This window comes from Streptomyces sp. CNZ301, from assembly GCF_004217425.1.
Window position 1 is genome coordinate 5,209,653 of sequence record NZ_SHLG01000001.1, and the last position, 23,374, is coordinate 5,233,026.

Consider the following 23,374-nt stretch of genomic DNA (forward strand, 5'->3'; position numbering starts at 1 on the left):
GCGGTGCACGGAACGGGGGCCGACCAGGAGAAGACGCGCCATGTGGCGGAACTGTCCGCCGCCGTCGCGGGCGTGCTCGCACGCGTCGACGCGCACGCCGGCCGTGCCCGTACCCCGAGGGAGGACGGCAGCGACCGCGTCACCGACGACAAGGGGCACGACGGCAAGGGCACCGGCGCCCGTACCCCGGATCGGCGGCACGAGACGCAGGACCAGCAGCAGGCGCCCGTTCCCGCTCCGCTCGCGAAGCTCCAATCCGCCTTTGGTCTCAGCTCGTTCGAGCGCGACATCGTTCTCCTCTGCGCCGCCGCGGAACTCGACCCCACCACCGCCGCCCGCTGCGCCGCGGGCTCCGGCGACCCCGAACGCGCCCACCCCACGTTCTCCCTCGCCCTGGCCGCGTTCGAGGACGCCCACTGGAGTGCCCTCACTCCCGTCGCGCCGCTGCGCCGCTGGCGCCTCGTCGAACTCGCCGACGAGACCCGGCTGACCACGTCCCGGCTTCGGCTCGACGAGCGCATCCTGCACTTCCTCACCGGTTCCGCCTACCTCGATCCCCGGCTGCACGGCATGCTCCGTCCGGCCTCCGCAACCGACGAACTGCCCACGCCGCACGAGGCGGCGGCGGAGCGCGTCGCGGCGGGCTGGAGCGTCCGGCGTCCCGACGCGCCGTTCCGCGTCGAGCTGATCGGCGGTGACCTGCGCACCCGCGAGGACATCGCCGCAACTGCCGCCGCCCGGGCCGGACTCGGGCTCTACGCGATGTCCGCCGAGGACGTCCCCACCGAGCCCGCGGCCCGCGACGCCTTCGCCCGTCTCTGGCAGCGGGAGGCCGTGCTGCTGCCCGCCGCGCTGCTGCTGGAGACGGGAGAGCTGGACCGCGAACACGCCGCCGCCACCGAAGCGTTCATCGCGTCCGCCGCCGTGCCGATCGCCGTCGCGGGAGCGGAGCCGCGCCGTACGGACCGGCCGCGCGGCGAGCGCGTCGCCGTTCCCCAACTGGACGACGCGGAGCAGCAGCGGCTCTGGAGGGACGCGTTCGACAGCGTACCCGGCCTGGAAGCGGGCCAACTGCACTCGCTCGCGGCGCAGTTCCAGCTTCCACCGCACACCGTGCGGTCCGCGGCCGTCTCCGTGCGCCGGGACCTGCCGGACGCTCCTGCCGGGACCGGAGCGGCCCACGGCCTTGCCTGGCAGGCGGGGCTCTCCGAGGCCCGCATCGGCCTGGAGGGACTCGGCCGCCGCATCGAACCGGAGGCGGGCTGGGACGATCTCGTCCTCGCCGAGCGGCAGTTGAAGATCCTCCGCGAGATCGTCGCCCACGTGCGCCAGCGGGCCCGCGTGCACCAGGAGTGGGGCTTCGCGCGGACGCTGCGACGCGGCCTGGGCGTCACCGCGCTCTTCGCCGGCGGCTCCGGCACCGGGAAGACCCTCGCGGCCGAGGTCATGGCGAAGGAACTCGGGCTCGACCTGTTCATCATCGATCTGTCCCAGGTGGTCAGCAAGTACATCGGTGAGACCGAGAAGAACCTGCGGAAGGTCTTCGACGCGGCCGAACTCGGCGGCGCACTCCTGCTGTTCGACGAGGCCGACGCCCTCTTCGGCAAACGCAGCGAGGTCAAGGACAGCCACGACCGTTACGCCAACCTCGAAGTCAGCTATCTGCTCATGCGCATGGAGGCGTACCGCGGCCTGGCCGTACTCACCACCAACATGAAGAAGGCCCTCGACACGGCCTTCATGCGGCGCATCCGCTTCGTCGCCGACTTCCCGTTCCCGGGGCACGAGGAGCGCGCCGAGATCTGGCGGCGCGTGCTGCCCTCGCAGGCCCCGATGAAGGACATCGAGCCGGACGCGCTGGCCCAGCTCACCGTCGCCGGCGGCTCCATCCGCAACATCGCGCTCTCCGGCGCGTTCCTCGCGGCCGAAGAGGGCGACGCGCTTCAGATGCGGCACATGCTCGCGGCGGCACGCACCGAATACCAGAAGCTGGAACGCTCCTTGACGCCCTCGGAGGTCCGCGGATGGGTCTGAACGGAGTGCATGGAGGCAACGGCTCGGGCGCCGCAGGTGACGCTCCGCGCGAAATCCACGTCGAGATAGGCGAGTTGGCCCTCGACGGCTTCCGCGGAGACCCCGGCCTCGTCGTCGCCGCGTTCGAGAACGAACTCGCGCGCCTCGTACGGGAACACGGCGTGCCCCTCGCCGCCGACGGCGAACCGCACACCCTCGACGCCCTCACCGGTCTGCCGCCGCTGCCCGCGACCGTCTCCGCGGGCCGTCTCGGCGAAGCCCTCGCCCGTTCCGTCCACGCGGGTCTCGCCGGCGACGGCGAGGACCCCGAGCAGACGCGGCGGACGCGCGGCCCGGACGGGAGGCGGCGATGAGCAGCACACACGCCTCCGCCGACCAGCAGCAGGCCGCGAACGAAGCACGGCGGCGCAAGCGCAAGGAACGTGCCGCCAAGTCCCGCACGCCCGAGCCGAAGGACATCGTCAGCGGCGCCGGACAGCCCCTGGACGTGGGCGTGCGGCGGGAGTTGGAGGAACAGCTCGGCCACGACCTCGGCAGCGTCCGCCTCCACACCGACCGCGACGCCGGCACCCTCACGGACATGCTCGGCGCGGACGCCGTCGCCGTCGGCCAGGACATCTTCTTCCGCGAGGGCGCCTACGCACCCGGCACCGCCGACGGCTACCGGCTGCTGGCGCACGAGTTGCTGCACACCGTGCAGAACCCTTACGGAGCGGGCCCGTTGACGGCCGGCCGCGACCTGGGTTCCGTCAGCCTGCCGCAGGAGGCCGCAGAGCAGGAGGCGGAGTCGACGGCGCAGCGCCTGATGCGCGAGGAGACCTCGGGCGAGGTCGCGGCGGAGTCCTCACAGGCTGTGGACGTCGAACAGGGCGAAGTCACCCCCGCCTGGATGCGCTACGCCACCGTCGACGCGGACCGCATGCGCACGGAGAAGCTGGACCCGGCGGGGCTGGTGGAGCGGCTGGCGAACTCGGTGGTGCGCTCGCTGCGCAGCGACCCGGAGGACCGCTCGAAGCGCACCCGCCGCCAACTGGCGCGGCTTCCCGAAGGGTTGCAGGTCGACGTCCTGGAACGCCTGGAGGCCAGGCTGCTCAGCTCCGAGCACGACCGGGTCCTGGACCTGATGGAGGAGTTCGAGCAGAGCGGCGAGGCGGAGACCGGCGGCCTGGCGTGGCAGGGATCTCTCGACGCCCCGGCCCTCGTCCCGGACCCGGTCGAGGAGCTGAAGCTCGACCGGGAGGCTGAGCAGCGTGCGGCCGAGGAGAAGCAGGAGCGGGAGGAGAAGCCCGCTGCCGCGCCAGGTCCGGAGAAGGCCCGGTCCGGTGACGGCGGAGCCGCGGGCAGCACCCCCGAGAACGGCGGCCCGGGCCAGGGCGGCGCCAGCCAACAGGGCGCGCAGGAGGGCGAGAAGGAGCCCGGCACCGACAACGGCGGTGACGCTTCCAGCCCCGCCGCCACCGGCGAGCAGCCGACGGCTCCCGCTTCCCGCTCCGACGCCGGCCAGGAGCAGCAGGCCCAGCAACAGGACGCCGCATCGGGCGCCACGTCCGAGGAGAAGGCCGGCGAGAAGTCGGGGGAGCGGCAGGGCCAGGAGAGGTCCGGCGAGAAGGACGGCGGCTCCGGGGAGAAAGGCGAGAAGAAGGACGGCGCCAAGGACGGGGACAAGGCGCAGGAGAACACCGAACAGGAGGGCGCCCCGGCCGAGAGTGAGGAGGCGTCGGCAGCCAGGAACCGTCCGGGCGCGGCCGATCAGCTGGTGGCAGGCCGGCAGCGCCGGCAGGACGAGAAGGACGGGCAGGGTGAGGGCTCGCCCGCCCCCGCCGGTCAGGGCAAGGAGCTGCCCGGCCCGTCGAGTCGGCTCGACGGCGTACGCAACCAGGATCTGGAAGGCCCGGAGGAGAAGGCCGACGACGACCCGTTCGGTTCGGACAGCCAGTCCGAAGTCGACGTCGGTGGCGGCGAGAAGAGCGCGTGGGACGTCAAGCTCCAGCCGGAGGACTTCCTGCCGGAGAAGGACCTCGACGTCTCCGCCGTACCGACCGCCGACAAGGTGGACCCCTCCTCGTCCGCCGCGCCCCCGATGCCGTCCTTCCCGGCGCCGCCGGTGACGAAGGCCGACAAGGTCCAGGCCGAACGGGACGCGGAGGACGCCGAGGACGAGGCGGCGGAGGAAGAGCCCGAAGCGCAGGACGAGTCCGCGTCCGCTGAACCGTCGCCATCGGTCGAGACGGAGGGCGGGCCTTCTCAACTGGCGGATGGGCTCGGCCTGGAGGAGGCGCTCGGCCCCAAGCCGAGCACAGCCACGAAGGACCCGAAGAGCGGCGACGACCCCAAGGAGGGTCCGGCCACGGCTCAGGCGACGGTGCAGGAGGCACCGGGCAAGGCCGAGGCAGACAAGGACGTCAAGGAGCAGGCCGGCAAGGAGGAGAAGGGCACGGCCGCCGGCGGGGACAAGGACTCGGGCGGGCAGGAGAAGGAGTCTCAGAAGGCGGCGGGCAGCGGCTCCGCCCAGTCCGAGGCCAAGGGCGGGGAGCAGGCGAAAGCGTCGTCCGACTCCGCGGAGAAGGGTGGCGCCCAGGCAGACGGCAAGGGCGCGGACAAGGGCACGCCGTCGGGGGACAAGGGCGTACAGGCGGAGGACAAGGAGGGCGGCCCCGCCTCGGACGCCAAGTCCCCGTCGGCCGCCGGCGACACCCACGTATCGGGCCAGTCCGGCACGGACACCTCAAGCGGCGCGGGCGGGACGGACAGCGAGCCGTCGGCAGGTTCCTCGTCCGGCGATTCGGGTGGCGCATCGGGCGGGGTCTCCGCGCAGAGCGAGGGGACGCCCGTCACGGAGAGCCCCCGCACGGGCGGCTCGGCGGAGAAGAAGTCCGCGCCTGCCGGGTCGGCGCCGTCGGCCGCTTCCGCCAAGTCGGCCTCTGCCGCGCCGACGGCCGCGAAGCCCTCGTCCGAACCGAAGGCCGCCCCGGAGCCCAAGTCCGCAGCGGCGCCCAAGTCTTCACCGGCGAAGTCGGCTCCCGCGTCCAGGAGCCGCGGCGGAGCCGGTGGAGGGGGCGGCGGTGGCGGCAAGGGCGCGGGCCCGGCCAAGGGCGGCAAGAAGAAGGCCTCCAAGGCGGCGCCCAACCTGTCGGGCATGTCCCCGGAAGCGGGTCTGTCCACCGCGTCAAGTCTCAAGCCGCACCAGGCGATCGAGGCCATGGGCGGCGTCAGCAGTTCGGTGGACCGCACGGTCGGCGACGAGCACAAGCAGCTCGCCGGCTCGCCCCCGTCGATGCAGCGCCCGGCAGGCGCCCCGCAGACGCTGCACGGCAAGCCCAAGACGGACGCACCGGCGCAGTACTCCCAGGACCCGGCCCACAAGGCCGACGCCCCGAAGGACGAGAAGGCCGAGGTCAAGGGCGAGAAGAAGCCCGAGGGCGAGATCGAGGCGGAGAAGGCGGAGGAGCCCGGCGGCTGGGACACCTTCAAGATGGCCCTCGGCTTCGGCATCGGCAAGGTCCTCAGCTGGGTCGGATTCGAGGTCGACGCATCGGAGCTGGCCGCCAAGTTCGCCGGCCTGCCCACCAAGGACGAGGCCCTCAAGCAGGCCCAGGCGGGCAACGCCCCGGGCGTCGAGATGAAGGGCGCGGCCAACGACAAGGCCGACGAGCAGGGCGGGCACGTCGACGACAAGGGCCAGGAGTCCGTCGACACGGGCCGCGACGACGCCGGCCGCAACATGGGCGAGAACCAGGTCTACCCCGACGCTCCCAAGGAGGAGATGAAGGGCAAGGTCCCCGGACGGCAGGGGGGCAAGGGCGGCAAGGGCCAGGCCGGCGGCGCCAAGACGGGGGCCGTGCCGCCCGAGGCCGCCTCGGAGGTGGCCGAGCACGACCGCGGGCCGCAGTTCCGGAAGGCCTTCAGCGAAGGCCGGAAGGGCATGGCGAAGGAGCGGGAGACCAAGGAGAAGGACTCCCGCAAGTCCAAGGAGAAGCACAAGAGCAGCGTCGGCAAAGAGGTCACGTCCAACACCAGGAGCCAGGCCGGCGAACGGGAGAAGGCGCTCAAGGACGTCGACGGTCAGCGCGAGGACTGGCGCAAGGAGCAGGACGGCGAGCTGAGGAAGCTCGGCACGAAGAAGTCCGACCGCCACGACAAGATCCGCAAGGACGTCAAGGAGAAGGAGGAGAAGACCGACAAGGACGTCGGCAAGGAGAAGGACGGCAGCGACAAGAAGATCAAGGACGAGGGCACCAAGGCCGAGGAGAAGGCCGAGAAGAAGAAGACCGACAGCGCGAACGAGTCCGGCAACTGGGTCACGAAAGCCTTCGACTGGATCAAAGAGAAGGTCATCGAGATCAAGAACGCGATCGTCAAGGTCATCAAGGACGCTCGCGACGCGGTCATCGGCTTCATCAAGAACTTCAAGGAGACGGTCGAGCGCTGGATCAACGACGCCCGCAAGGCCATCGTCGACGCGATCAAGAACTTCATCGACGACCTGATCGAGTTCGCCAAGGCGATGGTGCGCGCCGTCATCGAACTCGCCAACCGCATACGGAAGTTCATCACCTCCCTGATCGCGGCGGCCATCGCTCTCGTCAACAAGCTCGCCCGGATGCTCAAGCAGATCGTCAAGGACCTGCTGGACGCCCTCGCCAAGCTGCTGAGCGACATCCTGAACATCCTCAAGAAGATGCTCCAGGACGTCGTCAAGGCCGTCATCGACGCGGTGAAGACGGTCCTCGAGTACGCCTCCAAGATCCTCGGTGCGCTGGGCGAGTTCATGCTCATCGCCGTCGACTTCCTCTCAGACCCCGGCGGTTGGCTGAGCGGCGCGAAGAACTCTGCGGTCGACGGCGCGAAGAACCACCTCTTCCGCGAGGTCAAGGCGGCCGTCAAGGCGTGGTTCCAGTCCAAGATCGAGGAGATCATCGGGATTCCGAAGGCGATCCTCGACAAGCTGCTCAAGGGCGGCTGGACCCTGGAGCGGATCGTCAAGGAGACGTGGGACGCGATCGTCCCCCAACTCCCCTTCATCATCGGCGAGATCGTCATCACCAAGGTCGTCGCCAAGCTCATCCCCGGCGCCGGCTGGGTGATGGCCGTCATCGACGCCATCCGCACGGCCATCGGCGCGCTCGGCGAGATCCTCAAGGCGATGGGCGCGGTCATCAGCTGGCTGAAGGCAGTGCGCCAGAGCGGCGCGGGCATCCTCTTCGCCAAGGCCGTCGCCGCGGGCATCGTCGCCCTTCTGGAGCTGGCCTACGAGGCCCTGCTGAGTGGCATCGGCAAGTACGTCTCGAAGGTCGGCCGCCGTCTCAAGGGCATCGCCGCCAAACTCGGCGGCAAGAAGGACAAGCCCGGCGGCGGCAAGGGCGGGGGCGCCGACGGCTCGGACGGCAGGGGCGCCCCGAAGAAGGACCAGGAGCAAGACCCCGCCTCCGGCAAGGGGGACGCCCCGCACACGACGGGCGCGCCTGGGGTGCGGCCGGTCGGTACGAAGCCGAAGCCGGACGGGAAGCCGGGCGGCAAGGCTGAGTCCGGCGGGAAGCCGGGCACCAAGGCTGATGGGAAGCCCGACGGGAAGCCGGATTCGAAGCCCGGCACCAAACCGGACGGGAAACCTGGCACGAAGCCTGACGGCAAGCCGGACCTGGACAAGCCCGGCCACAAGGGCGGGGACAAGGGCCACCAGGGCAAGGACGGCGACAAGGCCGACGCCCCGGTCAAGCCGAAGCCCCGGCCCGACAAGGACGCCGACGGCAAGCCGAGCACGTCCAAGGACAAGGACGGCAAGCCCAAGCCCAAGGACGACAAGCCGGACACCCGCCCCACGCCGGCCGCCAAGCCCAAGCCCAAGCCGGAACCCAAGCCGAAGCCGAAGGACGACCCGGACACGAAGCCCAAGCCGAAGGACGACAAGGGCGACAAGGACTCGACGAAGCCCAAGGACGACGACAAGGGCCCGGGCAAGGGCAAGGACAAGGACGCCGACCCGAACAAGCCCAAGGGCAAGGACGACAAGGACGGCGACTCGAACAAACCGAAGGGCAAGGACGACAAGGACGGCGACAGGACCAAGCCGAAGCCGGACAAGGACGGCCCGGGCAGGCGCAGGCCGAGGCCGGAGAAGAAGGGCCCCGGCAAGTCCAAGCCGCGGCCCGACAAGAAGGGCCCGGGCAGGCCCAAGTCAAAGGCGGAGAAGGACAAGCGGAAGAAGGACGAGGAGTCCGAGACAGCAAAGCAGGCACGACTTGCGCTGATCGTCGCCAGGATCCGCCCGATCATCGAGGGAGAGCTCGACCCCGGGGTTCACCGCCAGACGTTCTCGGCGCTGCTGGCCCGTCTGCGTCGCCAGCACCGGCTCACCAGGCTTTACACGCAGGGTGGGGAGCGGTTCAGCGTCAGGGCAGTTCTGAACCCCGGAGTCACGGTCACCCGGGGGTACCTCAAGCAGGTCATGCGGTACCTGGAACAGCAGCAGCTGCCGGATCCGGGAATCACTCCTGCGCCACAGGACTACGGCAGGCCAGGAAAGGTCACAGAAGCAAAGTACGTTAACCCGGTCTGGGCGGCCCGCAGTGGGCAAAAGCCCAACAATCTTAGCCACACTGAAGGCTGGGAATACCTGGAAAGGTACAACCTTACAAAGACTCCCGACCAATGGGATCGAATGCATCTGATCCCACGGGAGCTGGGAGGTCCGGCCAAGGGGTCCAATTTCATCCCGGCCCTGAACTCCATAAACCGCCCGTTCTACAGTGGTTTCGAGAAGGCTCCTTCCCAGGAATTCGGATCAGCCCCATCGTCGACTCCGAAGTCACCGGAACCGGGCTGGTACAGGGTGAGCCTGACGCGCTACGAGGGCAGGAGTACCCGCAGCTATCCCAACGGCCCAAAATATCCGAAGGGGTTCCCCAAGGAGATCACCGCTGAGTGGGGCAGGTATGACAAGGTGAGGGGAACCGGCAGGAAGCGGTCCGACTGGAAAAAGCGCCCGTCGAGTAATCGGACCACGCTGAGCACCTTCATCGAACCTCCGTTGCCGAACCCGAACCACACTCCCGGCGCGGCGGTCCCCATCAACACCGCGAGTCGGACCGCTGTTGAATTGGCATTCAGGTTCCGAAGGACGTCTGCCGCCAAGAAGGCCCGGAACAAGGCATTCATGAATGCCTTCATGGAGGTGCGTAACAGTGCCGCGCCCGGAACGAAGGCATTCAAGAGCTTCAGTGACCTGAGCCGTGAGATGCGGAGCTATAGAAACATGGCAGGGAAGCCGTTGATCGGGGTGCCCGAACTACTGGCAACACTGAGGCTGCGCCTCAAGAACGGATACTTCACGTTCAAGTGATCCATCCACTCATGCAACCGGGAGAAAGACAGGATGTCCCACTTCACCGCGAACGAGGAGCGGCACCTCGCCTCTTTGCGAGAGCTGACGAACTGCCCATACATGGACGTCGAACACGAGGAAGTGGACCAGCTCCCCCCCTCCGTCGAGGATCTGCCCCCTCTGTCGGACTTCAACGAAAAATGGAGCGCCGTCCAGCTGGACGGTGACATGGTTTCGTCCGCACTGAGGTTCACCGAATTCGGTGCCAGTTGGTCGACCCTGTCCGGAGATGAATACGACGATGTGAGCGAGGGTGAAGAGTCCGACGACCCCACTGACTTTGAACTCCCCGAGATCCACGGCGAATTCTTTCTTCGTCCGATCCGCGACATTCTTGGTCAACCAGCAGGCCCCGCTGATCCGGTCGAGACCGAGTTCCAGAGAACGTTTCTGTCTGAACTGCGCGTCATGGATCAGACCCCCCGTTCCGGGGCCGGTATGCTCACGTATCTGCGACTCAGTCCAGGCTCTGGTCCACTGGAGGTCTGGTACAGCGATATTGCAGCCATCGGCGTGCCCCCATACCCTCCGGGATTCGTCAGGATGGACCTCACATACAGCGAATACCTGGACGCGCTGCTTCTCACCAAGGGGACGTATGGGTGGCAGTACCTGTACACGGATATCTCACTCGCCGATGGATTCTCGGAAACAGTCGAGTATCTCGAAGGGATGCTGAGCCTTTTCCCTGAACTCTTCCCCGACCACGACTACTCCGACCTGCGTGCCCGCCTGGAGGCCCGGCTGTGACCTACGCAGACATCCCCCGCCCCATCCGCTCCGGCATCGTCATTCTCGATCCGGAACGCGGCACGCCCCAGCGCGTCATCGTGCTGCAGTTCAATCCGGACACTCTGGAGCGGTCGCTGCAGCCGCAGTCCGCCGGCGGTGACAGCGAAGGTGGGGGCGGGGGCGACAAGAACGAAGCCTTGCGCCTCAAGGGCCCGGCCCAGGAGAGCTGGAAGTTCACCGCGGAGCTGGACTCCACAGATCAGCTGGAGGTGGCCTCGCCCAACGGCATCCATCCCCAACTGGCCGCGCTGGAAATGCTCGTGCACCCCACCACGGCGCAGATTCGGGAGCACAGCCGGCTGTCGAAGAAGGGCGCGATCGAGATCAGCCCCATCGAAAAGCCGTTGACGCTGTTCACGTGGGGGAGCAAGCGTGTGATGCCGGTGCGGCTGACGGAACTGTCCGTCAACGAGTCGGCGTTCGACGTGAATCTGAACCCGATGCGGGCGGCGCTGAGCATCGGGATGAAGGTGCTGACGGTCAGCGATCTGCCGGCCGGTCACCGGGGGGCCGAGCTGTACATGGCGCACCTGGCGCAGAAGGAGCGGCTGGCGGGCGTCGCCACGCCCCTCGGGGGCGCGGGCGGAATCGGTGCGCTGGGCCTGGGCGGTGCGGGCGGACTGGGCGGCGGCCCGGGCGGCGGTGGCGCGTTCGCCGCGAGCGGGCCGGTCAGGGGCTAGGGCAAGCAGGGGCCAGGGGACAAGGGCCCAACGGAAACTGAGGGGGGACCACATGGCAGGCATCGAGCCGTACGAGAGCGCGCTGGACCGGATTCCGGGCGCGCACCCGTATGCGAGCGACAGCCGGTACCACGACGCGGAGATCGGCGTGCACCGCATGCCCGACGGCACCGAAGTGCGGTACACCAAGCGGCGGTTACTGCCTCCGCTGCCGGACCAGGGGGACGAGGACGACCTCGCGACGCACACCGTCGGCGCGGGGGAGCGGCCCGATCTCCTGGCCCAGCGCTACTTCGGCGACCCGGGCCAGTGGTGGCGCATCGCCGACGCCAACCCGGTGTTCGATCCTGCCGAGTTGACGGAGGAGCCGGGCACCGAGATAGACATCCCGCTCGCCGGCGGCTTCCCGGGAAGCGGCGGAAGCGGGGGACGGCGTGTCTGAACAGCCCGTCGGCCGCGGCCCCGTCCATCTGGGGCTGCTGATGGGGCCGAAGCTGAGTAAGCCGGTGCCGCCGGAGGTGACCGAGGCGCTGCTGTCCGCGCAGATCACCATGACGTCGGGTGAACGCAGTGGTTTCCAGATGGCGTTCGACCTGACCAAGGGCGGCGCCATCATCCAGCGGCTGCTGCCCGAGGGGTTCTTCAGCCCCCGTACGCGCGTGATCGTCACCGTTACGGTGAAGGGCACGCCCACGGTGCTGCTGGACGGGCTGATCGTGCGGCACGAGGTCGGCGCGAGCAATCAGCCGGGCCAGTCGACGCTGACGGTCACCGGCGAGGACCTGACGCTGCTGATGGACCTGGAGGAGCGCACCGACCGATTCCCCAACCTGGCGCCGTCGCAGCGCGTGGCCCGCATCCTCGGCAGCTATGCCGACTACGGCATCGAACCGCGCATCATCCGGGAGCAGATTCCGCAGCAGCCTCGCCGCGAGGTGCGGGTCGACTACCAGACCGGCACGGACCTGGCGTACGTCAACGACCTTGCCCGCGCGAACGGTTACACCTTCTACCTCGACCCCGGCCCCCGTCCCGGGCGCTCCACCGCCTACTGGGGTCCTGAACAGCGTCTCGGCCGGCGGCAGCACGCGCTGACCGTCAACATGGACACCGAATCGACCGTCGAGCAGCTGACGTTCGCCTACGACGGCACCGCGCGCGAGGAGCCGCAGGCCCGCGTGCAGGACCCGCGCAGCCGGGAGTCGCGGCTGCTGCCGCAGCGGCCCATCGACCCGTTGCGTCCGCCGCTCGGGCTTCAGCCGACGCCGGCGCTGAAGCGCAGGACCCTCACCGGCACGGCGAAGAAGGACCCCGCGCAGGCGGAGGCCGAGGCGCTCGCCCGCGCGGCCACGTCCGCCGACGCGATCTCCGGTTCGGGGCAGCTCGACGTGACCCGTCACGGCTATGTGCTGCGTCCCCGCGAACTGGTCGGGGTGCGCGGCGCGGGGCGTACGTACGACGGCGACTACTACGTCAAGAGCGTCACCCACCAGCTCAGACCCGGTTCGTTCCGGCAGAACTTCACCCTCTCCCGCGAGGGCCTGATCGCCCGCAGCGACCGCGTCCGTCCCTAGCCACCGACCCGCCAGCAGCTCAAGCAGCCCAAGGAGCCCGCCGCATGGCACCCGCACAGAACAACCGCTTCCTCGGCAAGTACCGAGGCAGGGTCGTCGACAACGAGGACCCGCTGCGCATCGGCCGCATCACCGCGCAGGTGCCGGACGTGCTCGGGGACGAGGCTTCGACATGGGCGCTGCCGTGCCTTCCGTTCACGGGCCCCGCGGCCGGGCAGTTCGTGCTGCCGGCGGTGGGCGCGGGCGTGTGGGTGGAGTTCGAGCAGGGCGATCCCAGCTTCCCCATCTGGACGGGCTGTTGGTACGGCGAGGCGGCGGAGCTGCCGGTGGACGTCGTCAAGGAGCTGCCGGGCAGCCATCCGGTCGTCATCGAGACCGAGGGCAAACACAAGATCGTCATGTCGGACGTGCCGGGCGGCACCGGGATTCTGCTGAAGGCTCCCGGCGGGGCGTACGTGCAGATCGACGAGAAGGGCGTCGTCATCAACAGCGGTCACGGGGCGTCCATTTCGGTATCCGGCCGGGACGTCGACATCAACGAGGGCGGACTGACCGTGCGACGGGACGGCTAGGCGCGTACGGCGCACGGCGCCCAGCAGGCCGACACAGCGCCGCCCGCCGAGCAGAGAAAACCAGGGGCCGGGAGAACCGGGGCCGAGGAAAACCAGGGGGAGTTAACACCGTGTCCGACAACGCGGGGACCGTCTCGAGTCCCCTCACCACCGCAAGCGCTCTGCGCTGCCCGCACGGCGGCACCGTGAGGCCCGCGCAGGGCGCGCCGGGACGGGTGCGCATCGCCGGGGTGCCGGTCGCCAAGGCGGGCGACGCCTTCGTCGTCACCGGCTGCCCGCACACCGTCGGCGGCCGGCCCCGCCCCTGCGTCACCGTCCGGTTCAGTCCCGGCAGCGGCGCCCGTCCACTGACGGACGGGCGTCCGGTGCTGCTCGACACCACGGCCGCGCAGTGTTTCTCCGCCGATCTCTCGCCGCAGGGTCCGCCCCTCGTCGGCCGCGCACAGCAGGGAGTGAGCTGCCGGTGAGTACCCGCAAACCGCGCACCGACATCGCGTTCCCGTTCCGCATCGACCGCAGGGGCCGCACCGCGCACGCCCGCTACGAGGAGCATGTGCGGGACCTGATCGAGCAGTTGCTGTTCACCAGCCCCGGGGAGCGCGTGATGCGGCCCGACTTCGGCTGCGGGCTGCTGGACCTCGCGTTCGCGCCGAACAGTCCCGAACTAGCCGCCACCGTCGAGATGTCCGTGCAGGGCGCGCTTCAGCGCTGGCTCGGTGACCTCGTCGAGGTGGAGGGCGTCGATGTCTCCGGCGAGGAGGAGACCGTGCGCGTCCGGCTCCGCTACGTCATCCGGCACGGCGCGGGCGTCGTCCGCCGCGACGACCTCTTCGAAGGGAGGACTGCCGCGTGAACAGCTCACGGCAGCAGTTGGTCTGCCGCTCCGACACCCGGCGCGGGAGGATCCGCGCCGCACGCCTCGGCGGAGTGGACGGGGTCGAGGTCGGCGACGACGGCCGAACCCTCACCGTCACCTTTCTCGGCAAGGCCCCGCACGGCATACGTCCCGGCAACGTCCGCATCGACGGCGGGCGCCGCATCAGGGGCCTGACGGTGGAGAGCGTCAGCGTCGAGCGGGAGGAGGACCCGGAGCTGGACGACCGGCTGCTGGTCGTTCTCGACCGCACCGGCGACAGGTCCCGCTACCGGCTCTCCCTCGTCGCGGAGGGCCCCGGAGGGCGGCCGGGCAGCGAGCCCTACCCGGGTTTCGACCAGCGCTACTTCAGCGCCGAGTTCCGCTTCGGTACCGACTGCCCGTCCCCTTTCGACTGCGCGGACGACGGGGAGGAGTGCCCACCGGAGGACTCGCGTGAAGGTGACGCCCCGGCCCCCGCCCCTGTCATCGACTACACGGCCCGCGACTTCGACACGCTGCGCCAAGTGGTCCTGGACCGGCTCGCGTTGACCGCGCCCGACTGGCGTGAGCGGCACCCGGCGGACCTCGGCGTCACCCTCGTGGAGCTGCTGGCTCACACGGCCGACCGGATCAGCTACCAGCAGGACGCCGTCGCCACCGAGGCCTACCTGGAAACGGCCCGCCGCCGCGTGTCGGTGCGCCGGCACGTGCGGCTCATCGACTATCCGATGCACGACGGCTGCAACGCGCGGGCCTTCGTCTCGCTGGAGGTCGCCGCGCCGCTGGTCCTGCACCCCGGCAGCTACCGCTTCGCCTCGATCGACCTTCGTACGCCCGGACTTCACGAGCCGCCGGCTCCGGGCACCGTTCTCGACGAGGAGGAACTCGCCGGTCTCGACGAACGCGGCGCCGCCGAGATCTTCGAACCCCTCGACGGCCGGCCGCTGCGCCTGCACCCTGCGCACAACGCCATCCGGCTGTGGACGTGGGGCGACGAGCAGTGCTTCCTGCCCGGGGGCGCCACCGCGGCGACGCTGCGCGACGAGTGGGGCGACGACGAACACACTTGCCGCACCCTCCAGTTGAGGCCGGGCGACCTGCTGATCCTGGAAGAGGTGCGCGGCCCGCGCACCGGCACCCCGGGGGACGCGGACCCGGCGCACCGGCAGCCCGTGCGGCTCACCTCCGTCACCGAGTCCGTCGACGAACTGATGGGCCAGCCCGTGCTGGAGGTGACGTGGGCGGACGAGGACGCGCTCCGCTTCCCGCTGGTGCTCTCCACCCTCGGCGGGCCCGACTGCGAACACGTCACCGACGTCAGCGTGGCCCGCGGCAACATCGTCCTCGCCGACCACGGCCGCTCCCTCACCTGGAACGGGGCGGAGCCGGAGACGGTGGTGCTGCCACCGGAGCCCGCCGTGCTGCCGTCCTGCGAACCGGAGTCCGGCTGCGCCGACCGGCAGTCCGGCAATCCGCCCGCCCGGCTGGTCAACTCCCTTCTGCGCAAGGCGGGTCACGGCCGGCAGCTCACCCCGGACGGCGTGCGCGAACTGCACGCGCTGCTGGGCGTCGAGGCCACCACACGCGCCGGCATCGGCCTGGAGAACGCAGGGCTGCGCGGCGTGGGGGCATCCCCGGCCGGGGGCGGGGGGAGTGTTTACCCGGCGACCGTGCACGGACAGGCCGCGGCTCTGCGGACCCTGCTCGCCCAGTCGGTCTACCCGGGCATCGCGCCGCGTCCCCGTCCCGTGCTGGAGAACCCGTCCGTCGTGCAGGCCGTGCCCTACCCGGAGCCGCGGCACGTCGCCGCCGGGCAGGCCGAGCGGCTCGCCGCCCTGCCGGAGGCCGTACGGCTGCGGCTGACCGGACTGTGGCGTTCGGCCCGCGACCGCGACGGACTCTCCGACGACGAAATCGCCGAGCTGACAGTCCTGTTCGGCCTGCGGTTGCTGGAGCGGCTGGCTCTGCGCGAGCATCCCGTCGCAGCCCTGCGGGAGTTGCTGCACCGCCGGGAGCACCATCTCGGGGCGAAGCTGCGGCGGCTGGCCGTGCTGACGGCACGGGCCCGCGCGGGCACCGTGCTGGACGGCCGCATCTTCTGGGAGATCACCCGCACTTGGGGCCCCGTGTATGCAGCCGGGCTGCACCCGGACGATCCCGTCCTGCACGGAGCGGCGGCCGCCGCCGTGCAGGACCCGCGTTCGGCGCTCCCCGCCGTCATCGCCGTCAGCGACAGTGACAGTGACGTCAGCGACAGCGACAGTGACAGTGACGTCAGCGACGGCAGTGGGGAAGGCGGGCGCAGCCGCGTGTGGCAGCCGCGCCGCGACCTGCTCGAAAGCGGCCCGTACGACCGGCACTTCACCGGTGAGCTGGAGGACGACGGCCGCCTGGCCCTCCGCTTCGGCGACGGCCTTTACGGGGCCGTGCCCGAACCGGCCGGCAGGCTCGCCCTCCACTACCGCACGGGCGGCGGCACCGCGGGCAACGTCGGCGCCGAGGCGATCGGCCACCTCGTCCTGCGCCGCGACCCGGACGCGGTGGACGCCGGCGAGCCGATGCCCGTCGCCGGGGTGCGCAACCCGCTGCCCGCGACAGGCGGTACCGCTCCCGAACCGGTCGATCAGGTGAAGCAGTTGGCGCCGCTCGGCCTCAAACGCGACCGGCTCCGTGCCGTCACCGCCGACGACTACGCGCACCTGGCGGCGCGGGTTCCGGGCGTGCAGCGCGCGGCGGCGGAGATCCGCTGGACGGGCAGCGTCTCGGAGGTGCACGTCGCGGTCGACGCATGCGGCTCGGACGAGCCCTCCGCCCAACTGCTGGCCGCTGTCGAGCAAGCGCTGGAGGGCTGCCGCAGGATCGGCCACGACCTGATCGTCCGCCCCGCGCAAGTCGTTCCGCTCGACATCGCCCTGAGGGTGTGCGCGGCTCCCGGCCATCAGCACGGCCAGATCATCGCGGAGCTGCACCGCGTGCTCGGCCCTCGCCGGCTGCCCGGCGGACGAGGGCTCGGCTTCTTCCACCCGGACGCCCTTACCTTCGGCGAACCGGTCAGGCTCTCCCGCCTGGTCGCCGCGGGAGCGGCGGTGGCGGGGGTGGAGAGCATCCAAGTGACAAGGCTGCGCAGGCAGTTCCACGAGGACCGAGGAGAACTGGAGGACGGGGTGCTGCGTCTCGGACCGCTGGAGATCGCGCAGTGCGACAACGACCCGGTGCTGCCGGAGAACGGCAGGCTGGAGATCACGCTCGCGGGTGGGGGTACCCCCGGCGACGCCTGGGGGAGTGACGCCCGATGAGCACCACATCGCACAACACCGCGCCATGCGCAGGGAGTTCGCCCGGATCCGGCTCCCGCTTAGACTGCGGTTGCGGCTGCGGTCGGCACGACGAGAACCGCGCACCCGCCGCTCTCTACAACCCTCCCGGGCGCACCGCACTGGAGCTGAGGACCGGCACCCACGCGTCGTTCCTCGCCGCCATGCTCGACCGGCTCGCCTCACCCGCCTATCCGGCGCTGCGCGGCCTCACGGCGCGCTCCACCGACGACCCGGCCGTCGCGCTGCTCGACGCGTGGGCCGTCCTCGGTGATCTGCTCACCTTCCACTCCGAACGCATCGCGGACGAGGGCTACTTGCGCACGGCGGACGAGCACCGCTCGCTCGCGATGCTGGCCCGCCTCGTCGGCCACCGGCCGCGTCCCGGTGTCGCCGCGGGCACGTACCTCGCGTACACGGTCGACCGCGACCCGCGGGCGGACGGGAACGCCGAGGTGCTCATCCCGCGCGGTTCCCGCAGCCACAGCGTGCCGGCGGCCACGAGCGACGAGGCGCAGACGTACGAGACCGACGAGGACCTGCAGGCGCGCGCGGAGTGGAACCGGCTGAAGGTGCGCCGCCGTCGTCCTTCGCTGATCGTCCCCGGCGACCTGAAGAGGCGCTCCGAGATCTTCGTGGCGGGCACGGACGTACCCCTGAGGAAGGGGGACGACCTGCTCTTCGTCTTCGGCGGCGGCAAGCCCGAGCTGCTGTCCGTCGCGGACACCCGCATCGACCGCGACGACGACGTCACCGCGATCCGACTGCCGGACTCCGCCCCGCCGACCCTGCAAGAGCTGGTGGAACTCCTCCGTTCGTGGATCACCGTGCCCGAACCGGAGGAGCCCGGCGCGGAGGACGCGGCGGACGCGGCGGACGCGGCGGACCACGAGCCGGACGAGCCGGAGGCGACGGACGCGACGGCGGAGACCGGGGCGGAGAAGACCGGGACGGCGGCCACCGCGGACAACGCGAAGAAGGCGGATGCGGCGGCGGAGACCCCGTCCGCGGCCCGCCCCGCGCCGAATCCCCGCCCCGTCAGCAGGCTGATCGAGGACTTCGACGAGCAGGTCCTCGCCCCGCTCCGCGAGGACCTCGAACGCCTCGTCACCGCACGGGAGTTCGTGCACCGTCTGGCCCAGCCCCGCGAGCGGCTCGCCGAGGCGCAGGCCCTGGCCGCGCCGTACGAGGAGCCTGCCGCCTGGTTCGCGGAGCTCGCCGCCATGCTCGGCGAACTCGCGGAACGAGCGGCCGAGTTGGGCTCCGTCGGGCAGCCCGCACCGTCCTCACCGGCACCCGGGGCCGGCACGTCCGCGCTGCGCGTGCTGGACACGTTGCTGCCCGCGTTCCGCACGTCCGGACGGACCTCGCCGCCCACCGGCCGGTCCGGAGCCGGGCACGGCCAGGGCCTTGGCACCGGTCCGGGCTCGGGCCTCGCCGCCGGGCTGCTGGGCGCGCTGGAACCCGCCACGGGCCGGGAGCTGTACGGCGCCTGGCAGCGGGCGAAGCCCGCGGGTGCGGCCGCCCCGTCGGCGCCGGACGCGCTGCGGGAGCTGCTGGCGATGGGGGTCACCGCCGCCCCGTTCGGCTCCACCGCTCCGCTCAAGCCCGTACAGGACTCGACGGGCCGCGTCGTGCAGACGACGGACTGGCCGCTGAGCGGCGCCGAACTCACCGGCATCCGCATCGAGTTCGACCCGGCCGGAAAGGTGCCGCAGCGCGCCGAGTTCGGCTACGCCCGCTACGACCTGTCCCGGCAGCGCACCGAGGCGCTGCCCGCGGACACCTCGTTCACGCTCGGCCCCGGCCGTGTCGAACTGCACTCCCGCACCGGGCAGGACCACGGCCTGGGCTGGCTCAACCGGCGGCCCGAGACGTCGCAGGAGCCCGGAGTCACCGTCCGGCTGCATCCGGGCCTGCCCGAGCGCACGGTGTTCATCTCACGTCCCGGCGAGGAGGGCGCCGTCCAGGTGGCCGTGCACAACGGCGACACCGCCGGATGGCTGCTGAAGCCCGGGGAGGAGCAGCGGGCGCGTCAGGGCGACATCGAGATCACCGCCCGCTACACCACCCGCAGCGAACCGGCGTCCGTCGAGGTCGTCCTCGCCACGGTGCCCGACCCCGAAGGCCGCAGCATCCTCCGGCTGGACGGCGTGTACGAGAACATCGAGGTGGGCAGCCGGGTCGTCGTCAGCAGGCCCCGCAAGGGCGCCGACGGGGGAGTGCCCGGCGACAAGGACCTCGCGTTCGTCAGCACCCGCGTCACGGCCGTGCGCACCGCCTCCTACGCGGACTACGGCATCACCGGACGCGGCACGGAACTCACCCTCGCCGACCCCTGGCTCGACGAGCGCGACGTGCTGCTCTCCCATATCCGGGACACGACCGTGTACGCGGCGGGCACCGAACTGCGCCTCGCCGACGAGCCGTTGGACGACGACGTGCACGGCAACGAGATCGTCCTCGACCGGCTGTACGAAGGCATCCGCCCGGGCCGCACGATCGCCGTCAGCGGCGAACGCACCGACGTGCCTCACACGTCCGGCGTCCACGCCACCGAACTCGCCGTCGTCGCCCGCGCCGAGCAGTACCTCGACCCGCGGCTGCCCGGCGATCACGTGCACACCGTCCTCACCCTCACGGGGGACCTGGAGCACCGGTACCGCCGCGAGACCGTCGTCGTCCAGGGCAACGTCGTCTCCGCCACCCACGGCGAGAGCCGCGAGGAGGCCATCGGCAGCGGCGACGCCGGCCGCACGCACCAGACGTTCACGCTCTGGCAGGCGCCGCTGACATGGCTGCCGGACGCCGGTCCGCTGGGCGCGCGTCCCACCCTGGAGATCCGCGTCGACGGGCTGCTGTGGCATTCGGTCGACAGCCTCGCCGGCCGTGGCCCCACCGAGCGCGTGTACGTCACCGGCACGGCGGGCGACGGCCGCACCACGGTCACCTTCGGCGACGGGGTGCACGGTGCGCGCCTGCCGTCCGGCGCCGAGAACGTCAGGGCCCGCTACCGGTTCGGCACCGGCGCCGAGGCGAACGTCGCGGCACGGCGCATCACTCAGCCCGTCACCCGCCCGCTCGGCGTCACCGGGGTCACCAACCCCGTGCCCGCCACGGGCGGCGCCGACCCCGACGGGCCGGCGCACGCCGCCGCGTCCCGCAGGCCCGGACGCCTTCCCGCGGGCCGGCGCCGCATCCCGCTCGCCGTCTCCGCACTCGACCGGCTCGTCTCCGCGCAGGACTACGAGGACTTCGCCCGCTCCCGCGCCGGGATCGGCAGGGCCGCGGCCCGTGAAGTCACCGACGGCAGGCGGCGGTTGCTGCATCTGACCGTCGCCGGGGACGACGACATCCCGCTGGAGCCGGACTCGCGGACCCTGCGGGCGCTGCGCACGGCGCTCGCCCAGTACGGCGACGCGCGCCTGCCCGTGCGCGTCGAGACCCGCGAACTCGTGGTGCTCGTCGTCGCCGCGAAGGTGAAGGTCGCCCGCGACCACTCCTGGCAGTACGTGGAGCCGCGGCTGCGCCAGGCCCTTGAGGCCGAACTAGGCTTCGCCGGGCGCGACCTGGCCGTGCCCGCCCGGCCTTCGGACGCGCTCGCGGCAGCGCACACGGTTCCCGGCGTCGACTGGGTGGACCTCGACGTCTTCACCGGAATCCCCGAAGGCACCCCGCCGCAGCAGATCGTGGACCGGCTGACGTTTCCCGGCGCGCCGGGAAACGTCCCGGCCCGCCCGGCCGGGTACGACGAACAGTTCCACCGCGTCACCGCGCCCGAAGGCGAAACCCTGAGCCACATCGCCGGCCTGCGGGGGATCTCCCTGGAGGAACTGCTGCGGCTCAACCCCGACATCACCGACACACGACCGCTGGCGCGTGGCCGCTCCGTGTGTGTCTTCCGCGGCGTCCGAGCGGCCCAGTTCGTGCTGCTGCCGCAGAACAACGCCGACTCGCTCGTCCTGACGGAGGTCGAACAGTGACCAGGCAGCCGGACCACCTCGCAGACCTGCTCCCGCAGTGGCACCGCCTGCGGGACGCCGAACAGGGGGAGCCGCTGCGCGCCCTGCTCGCCGTCGTCGCGGAACAGTCCGACCGGATACGCACCCAGGTCGAACAGGGTTACGACGACTGGTTCGTGGAGACCGCCGCCGAGTGGGCGCTGCCCTACCTCGGCGACCTCGTGGGCCACCGTCCGCTCCCCGGATACGAGCGGGTGCTCGCCTCCGGCGGCCCGGACGGACCGGCCGGCGCCTCGCGACGGCGCCTCGCCGAAGTCCTCTCGCCGCGCCGGGACGTCGCCGCCACCGTCGCCAACCGGCGCCGCAAGGGCACACTTCCGCTGCTGGAGGAACTCGCGGAGAGCGTCGCCGGGTGGCCTTCCCGGGCCGTCGAGCTCTCCCGGGGGCTCGCCCATCACCAGCCGGTGCGGCTCTACGGCGCGGCCACCCCCGCCGCCGACGTGCGCAGGGCAGGCCGGGGCAGACTCGCCGATCTGCGCGAGCGCGACCAACTCGACCTGGCGGCAGGCCCGTTCGGCACCCTCGCGAGGACCGCCGACGTGCGGCGTGCGGACTCCCGGCGACGGCAGGGCGGCCACACCCCGGCGGGCGTCGGCCTGTACGTGTGGCGGCTGCGCCCGTACTCCGTCACCCGTGCACCGGCCTACTGCATCGACCGGGCCCGCAACCTGTACACCTTCTCCGTACTCGGCAACGACACCCCGCTCGTGACGAAGCCCGAACCCGAGCCGCACGCCGCGCACATCGCCACGGCGGACAACCTGCCCGACGCCATCGGGCGCCGACGTCTCGCGGACCGTCTCGCGGACTACTACGGGCCCGGCAAGAGCTTCACCGTCTGGCGGGACGGACAGGACGAGCCGGTGCCGATGGAGGACATCGTCGTCGCCGACCTGACCGACTGGCGCTACCGTCCGCGGCGCGGCCAGATCGCCGTCGACCCGGAGCTGGGACGCATGGCCTTCGGCTCCCGCTCGGCGCCCCGGCAGGGCGTATGGGTCACCTACCACTACGCCTTCTCCGACGAGACGGGCGGCGGCGAGTACGTCCGCGAACGTCCGGTGACGCCGGGCGCGACCGTCTACCGGGTCGGTCCCGGCGAGGCACATGAGCGGATCATGGACGCCTACGCCCAGTGGCGCGAGGACCGGGGCAACGGCCGCTGCCCCGGCGAGGGCATCATCGAACTCGCCCACAGCGGAACCTGGCAGGAGCAGCTCGACTTCGACCTGGAGGCCGGCGACCGCCTCCAGATCCGCGCCGCCGAGGGCACCCGCCCCGTCGTCCGCCTCCTGGACTGGTACAGCAACCGCCCCGACGCGCTCAACATCCGTGCCGCCGAAGGGGACTTCGCCTCCGGCGAGGAGCCGCGGGCCGTCCTCGACGGGCTGCTGATCACCGGCCGCGGCATCCACGTCTCCGGGCCCGTCGGGGCCGTCGTGCTGCGGCACTGCACCCTCGTGCCGGGCTGGAGCCTGGAGGAGGACTGCGGCCCGCACTCCCCGCAGGAACCCAGCCTCGTCCTCGAATCCACCACGGCCTGCGTGGAGATCGACCGCAGCATCCTCGGCACGATCGAGGTCATCGGCGACGAGGCCGGCACCGACCCGCTGCCGCTGCATCTGCGGGACAGCATCCTCGACGCCACGGGCCACGACCGGGAGGCGCTCTCCGCGCCCGACTGCCGGCACGCGCACGCCGTCCTCCACGCCCACCGCACCACCGTCATCGGTGAAGTGCACACGCACGCCGTGCAGATCGCGGAGAACAGCATCTTCACCGGGCGGGTCGAGGTGGCACGCAAACAGGTCGGCTGCATGCGCTTCAGCCATGTCCCGCAGGGTTCGCGCACACCGCGCCGCTTCCGCTGCGTCCCCGACCGGGAACGTCCGCAGACCCGGACGGTGCGGCCCGTCTTCACCAGCGAGCGCTACGGCACACCCGCCTACGCGCAACTGGCCGCGGGCTGCCCCGACGCCATCGGCCGCGGCGCCGACGACGGCGGTGAACTCGGCGCGTTCCACGACCTGTACCAGCCGCAGCGCACGGACGGCCTCCGGGCACGTCTCGCCGAATACGCCCCGGCCGGCACGGACGCCGGGATCTTCTTCGTCACGTGAACCACGTGAAACACGTGAACGGACGGTTC

At 71.2% G+C, this 23,374-nt stretch carries 13 protein-coding genes; all 13 read left to right on the plus strand.

Going from position 1 to position 23,374, the window contains the following annotated elements; translation table 11 throughout:
* Nucleotides 1-3 precede the first annotated feature (3 nt).
* The 13 genes from EV375_RS22485 to EV375_RS22545 all read left to right on the plus strand — a co-directional run bounded on the left by EV375_RS22485 (nt 4) and on the right by EV375_RS22545 (nt 23,345).
* Nucleotides 4-2,034, plus strand: coding sequence for an AAA family ATPase (locus EV375_RS22485; RefSeq protein ID WP_130301228.1), 2,031 nt, complete (start codon nt 4-6; stop codon nt 2,032-2,034).
* On the plus strand, nt 2,025-2,387 hold the full coding sequence (locus tag EV375_RS22490; protein WP_130301229.1) for a hypothetical protein: 363 nt from the start codon (nt 2,025-2,027) through the stop codon (nt 2,385-2,387). Before EV375_RS22485 ends, EV375_RS22490 begins: the two co-directional genes overlap by 10 nt.
* Nucleotides 2,384-9,373 carry an eCIS core domain-containing protein gene (locus tag EV375_RS22495; RefSeq protein ID WP_130301230.1) on the plus strand — a complete coding sequence of 2,330 codons (6,990 nt, stop codon included), beginning with the start codon at nt 2,384-2,386 and terminating at the stop codon, nt 9,371-9,373. The genes EV375_RS22490 and EV375_RS22495 overlap by 4 nt, the downstream gene beginning before the upstream one ends.
* A 33-nt stretch (nt 9,374-9,406) precedes the next feature.
* On the plus strand, nt 9,407-10,165 hold the full coding sequence (locus tag EV375_RS22500; protein WP_130301231.1) for a hypothetical protein: 759 nt from the start codon (nt 9,407-9,409) through the stop codon (nt 10,163-10,165).
* Nucleotides 10,162-10,887 carry a hypothetical protein gene (locus EV375_RS22505; RefSeq protein ID WP_130301232.1) on the plus strand — a complete coding sequence of 242 codons (726 nt, stop codon included), beginning with the start codon at nt 10,162-10,164 and terminating at the stop codon, nt 10,885-10,887. Before EV375_RS22500 ends, EV375_RS22505 begins: the two co-directional genes overlap by 4 nt.
* 52 nt (nt 10,888-10,939) lie before the next feature.
* A complete protein-coding gene (locus tag EV375_RS22510; protein ID WP_130301233.1) occupies nt 10,940-11,329 on the plus strand; it encodes a hypothetical protein in 390 nt (129 codons plus the stop codon).
* A complete protein-coding gene (locus EV375_RS22515) occupies nt 11,322-12,461 on the plus strand; it encodes a hypothetical protein (RefSeq protein WP_130301234.1) in 1,140 nt (379 codons plus the stop codon). Before EV375_RS22510 ends, EV375_RS22515 begins: the two co-directional genes overlap by 8 nt.
* 44 nt (nt 12,462-12,505) lie before the next feature.
* Complete coding sequence (locus EV375_RS22520) at nt 12,506-13,033, plus strand: phage baseplate assembly protein V (protein ID WP_055484167.1); 528 nt, start codon at nt 12,506-12,508, stop codon at nt 13,031-13,033.
* A 110-nt stretch (nt 13,034-13,143) separates the two neighbouring features.
* The gene (locus EV375_RS22525) at nt 13,144-13,500 is read left to right on the plus strand and encodes a hypothetical protein (RefSeq protein ID WP_207228226.1); all 357 of its coding nucleotides are present in this window, start codon (nt 13,144-13,146) and stop codon (nt 13,498-13,500) included.
* Nucleotides 13,497-13,886 (plus strand): GPW/gp25 family protein, encoded by a 390-nt coding sequence (locus EV375_RS22530; RefSeq protein WP_130301235.1) that lies wholly within the window; start codon nt 13,497-13,499, stop codon nt 13,884-13,886. The genes EV375_RS22525 and EV375_RS22530 overlap by 4 nt, the downstream gene beginning before the upstream one ends.
* Entirely contained in the window at nt 13,883-17,185 is a 3,303-nt protein-coding gene (locus tag EV375_RS22535; RefSeq protein WP_130301236.1) for a putative baseplate assembly protein, read from the plus strand. The genes EV375_RS22530 and EV375_RS22535 overlap by 4 nt, the downstream gene beginning before the upstream one ends.
* Complete coding sequence (locus EV375_RS22540) at nt 17,182-21,186, plus strand: putative baseplate assembly protein (RefSeq protein ID WP_130301237.1); 4,005 nt, start codon at nt 17,182-17,184, stop codon at nt 21,184-21,186. Before EV375_RS22535 ends, EV375_RS22540 begins: the two co-directional genes overlap by 4 nt.
* Nucleotides 21,183-23,345, plus strand: coding sequence for a hypothetical protein (locus EV375_RS22545; protein ID WP_130301238.1), 2,163 nt, complete (start codon nt 21,183-21,185; stop codon nt 23,343-23,345). The genes EV375_RS22540 and EV375_RS22545 overlap by 4 nt, the downstream gene beginning before the upstream one ends.
* Nucleotides 23,346-23,374: the final 29 nt, after the last annotated feature.

What these genes read in the sequence shown, in the direction of transcription:
- EV375_RS22490 (WP_130301229.1), top strand. Translation starts at nt 2,025, where the DNA reads ATGGGTCTGAACGGAGTGCATGGAGGCAACGGCTCGGGCGCCGCAGGT.
- EV375_RS22495 (WP_130301230.1), top strand. Translation starts at nt 2,384, where the DNA reads ATGAGCAGCACACACGCCTCCGCCGACCAGCAGCAGGCCGCGAACGAA.
- EV375_RS22500 (WP_130301231.1), top strand. Translation starts at nt 9,407, where the DNA reads ATGTCCCACTTCACCGCGAACGAGGAGCGGCACCTCGCCTCTTTGCGA.
- EV375_RS22510 (WP_130301233.1), top strand. Translation starts at nt 10,940, where the DNA reads ATGGCAGGCATCGAGCCGTACGAGAGCGCGCTGGACCGGATTCCGGGC.
- EV375_RS22520 (WP_055484167.1), top strand. Translation starts at nt 12,506, where the DNA reads ATGGCACCCGCACAGAACAACCGCTTCCTCGGCAAGTACCGAGGCAGG.
- EV375_RS22540 (WP_130301237.1), top strand. Translation starts at nt 17,182, where the DNA reads ATGAGCACCACATCGCACAACACCGCGCCATGCGCAGGGAGTTCGCCC.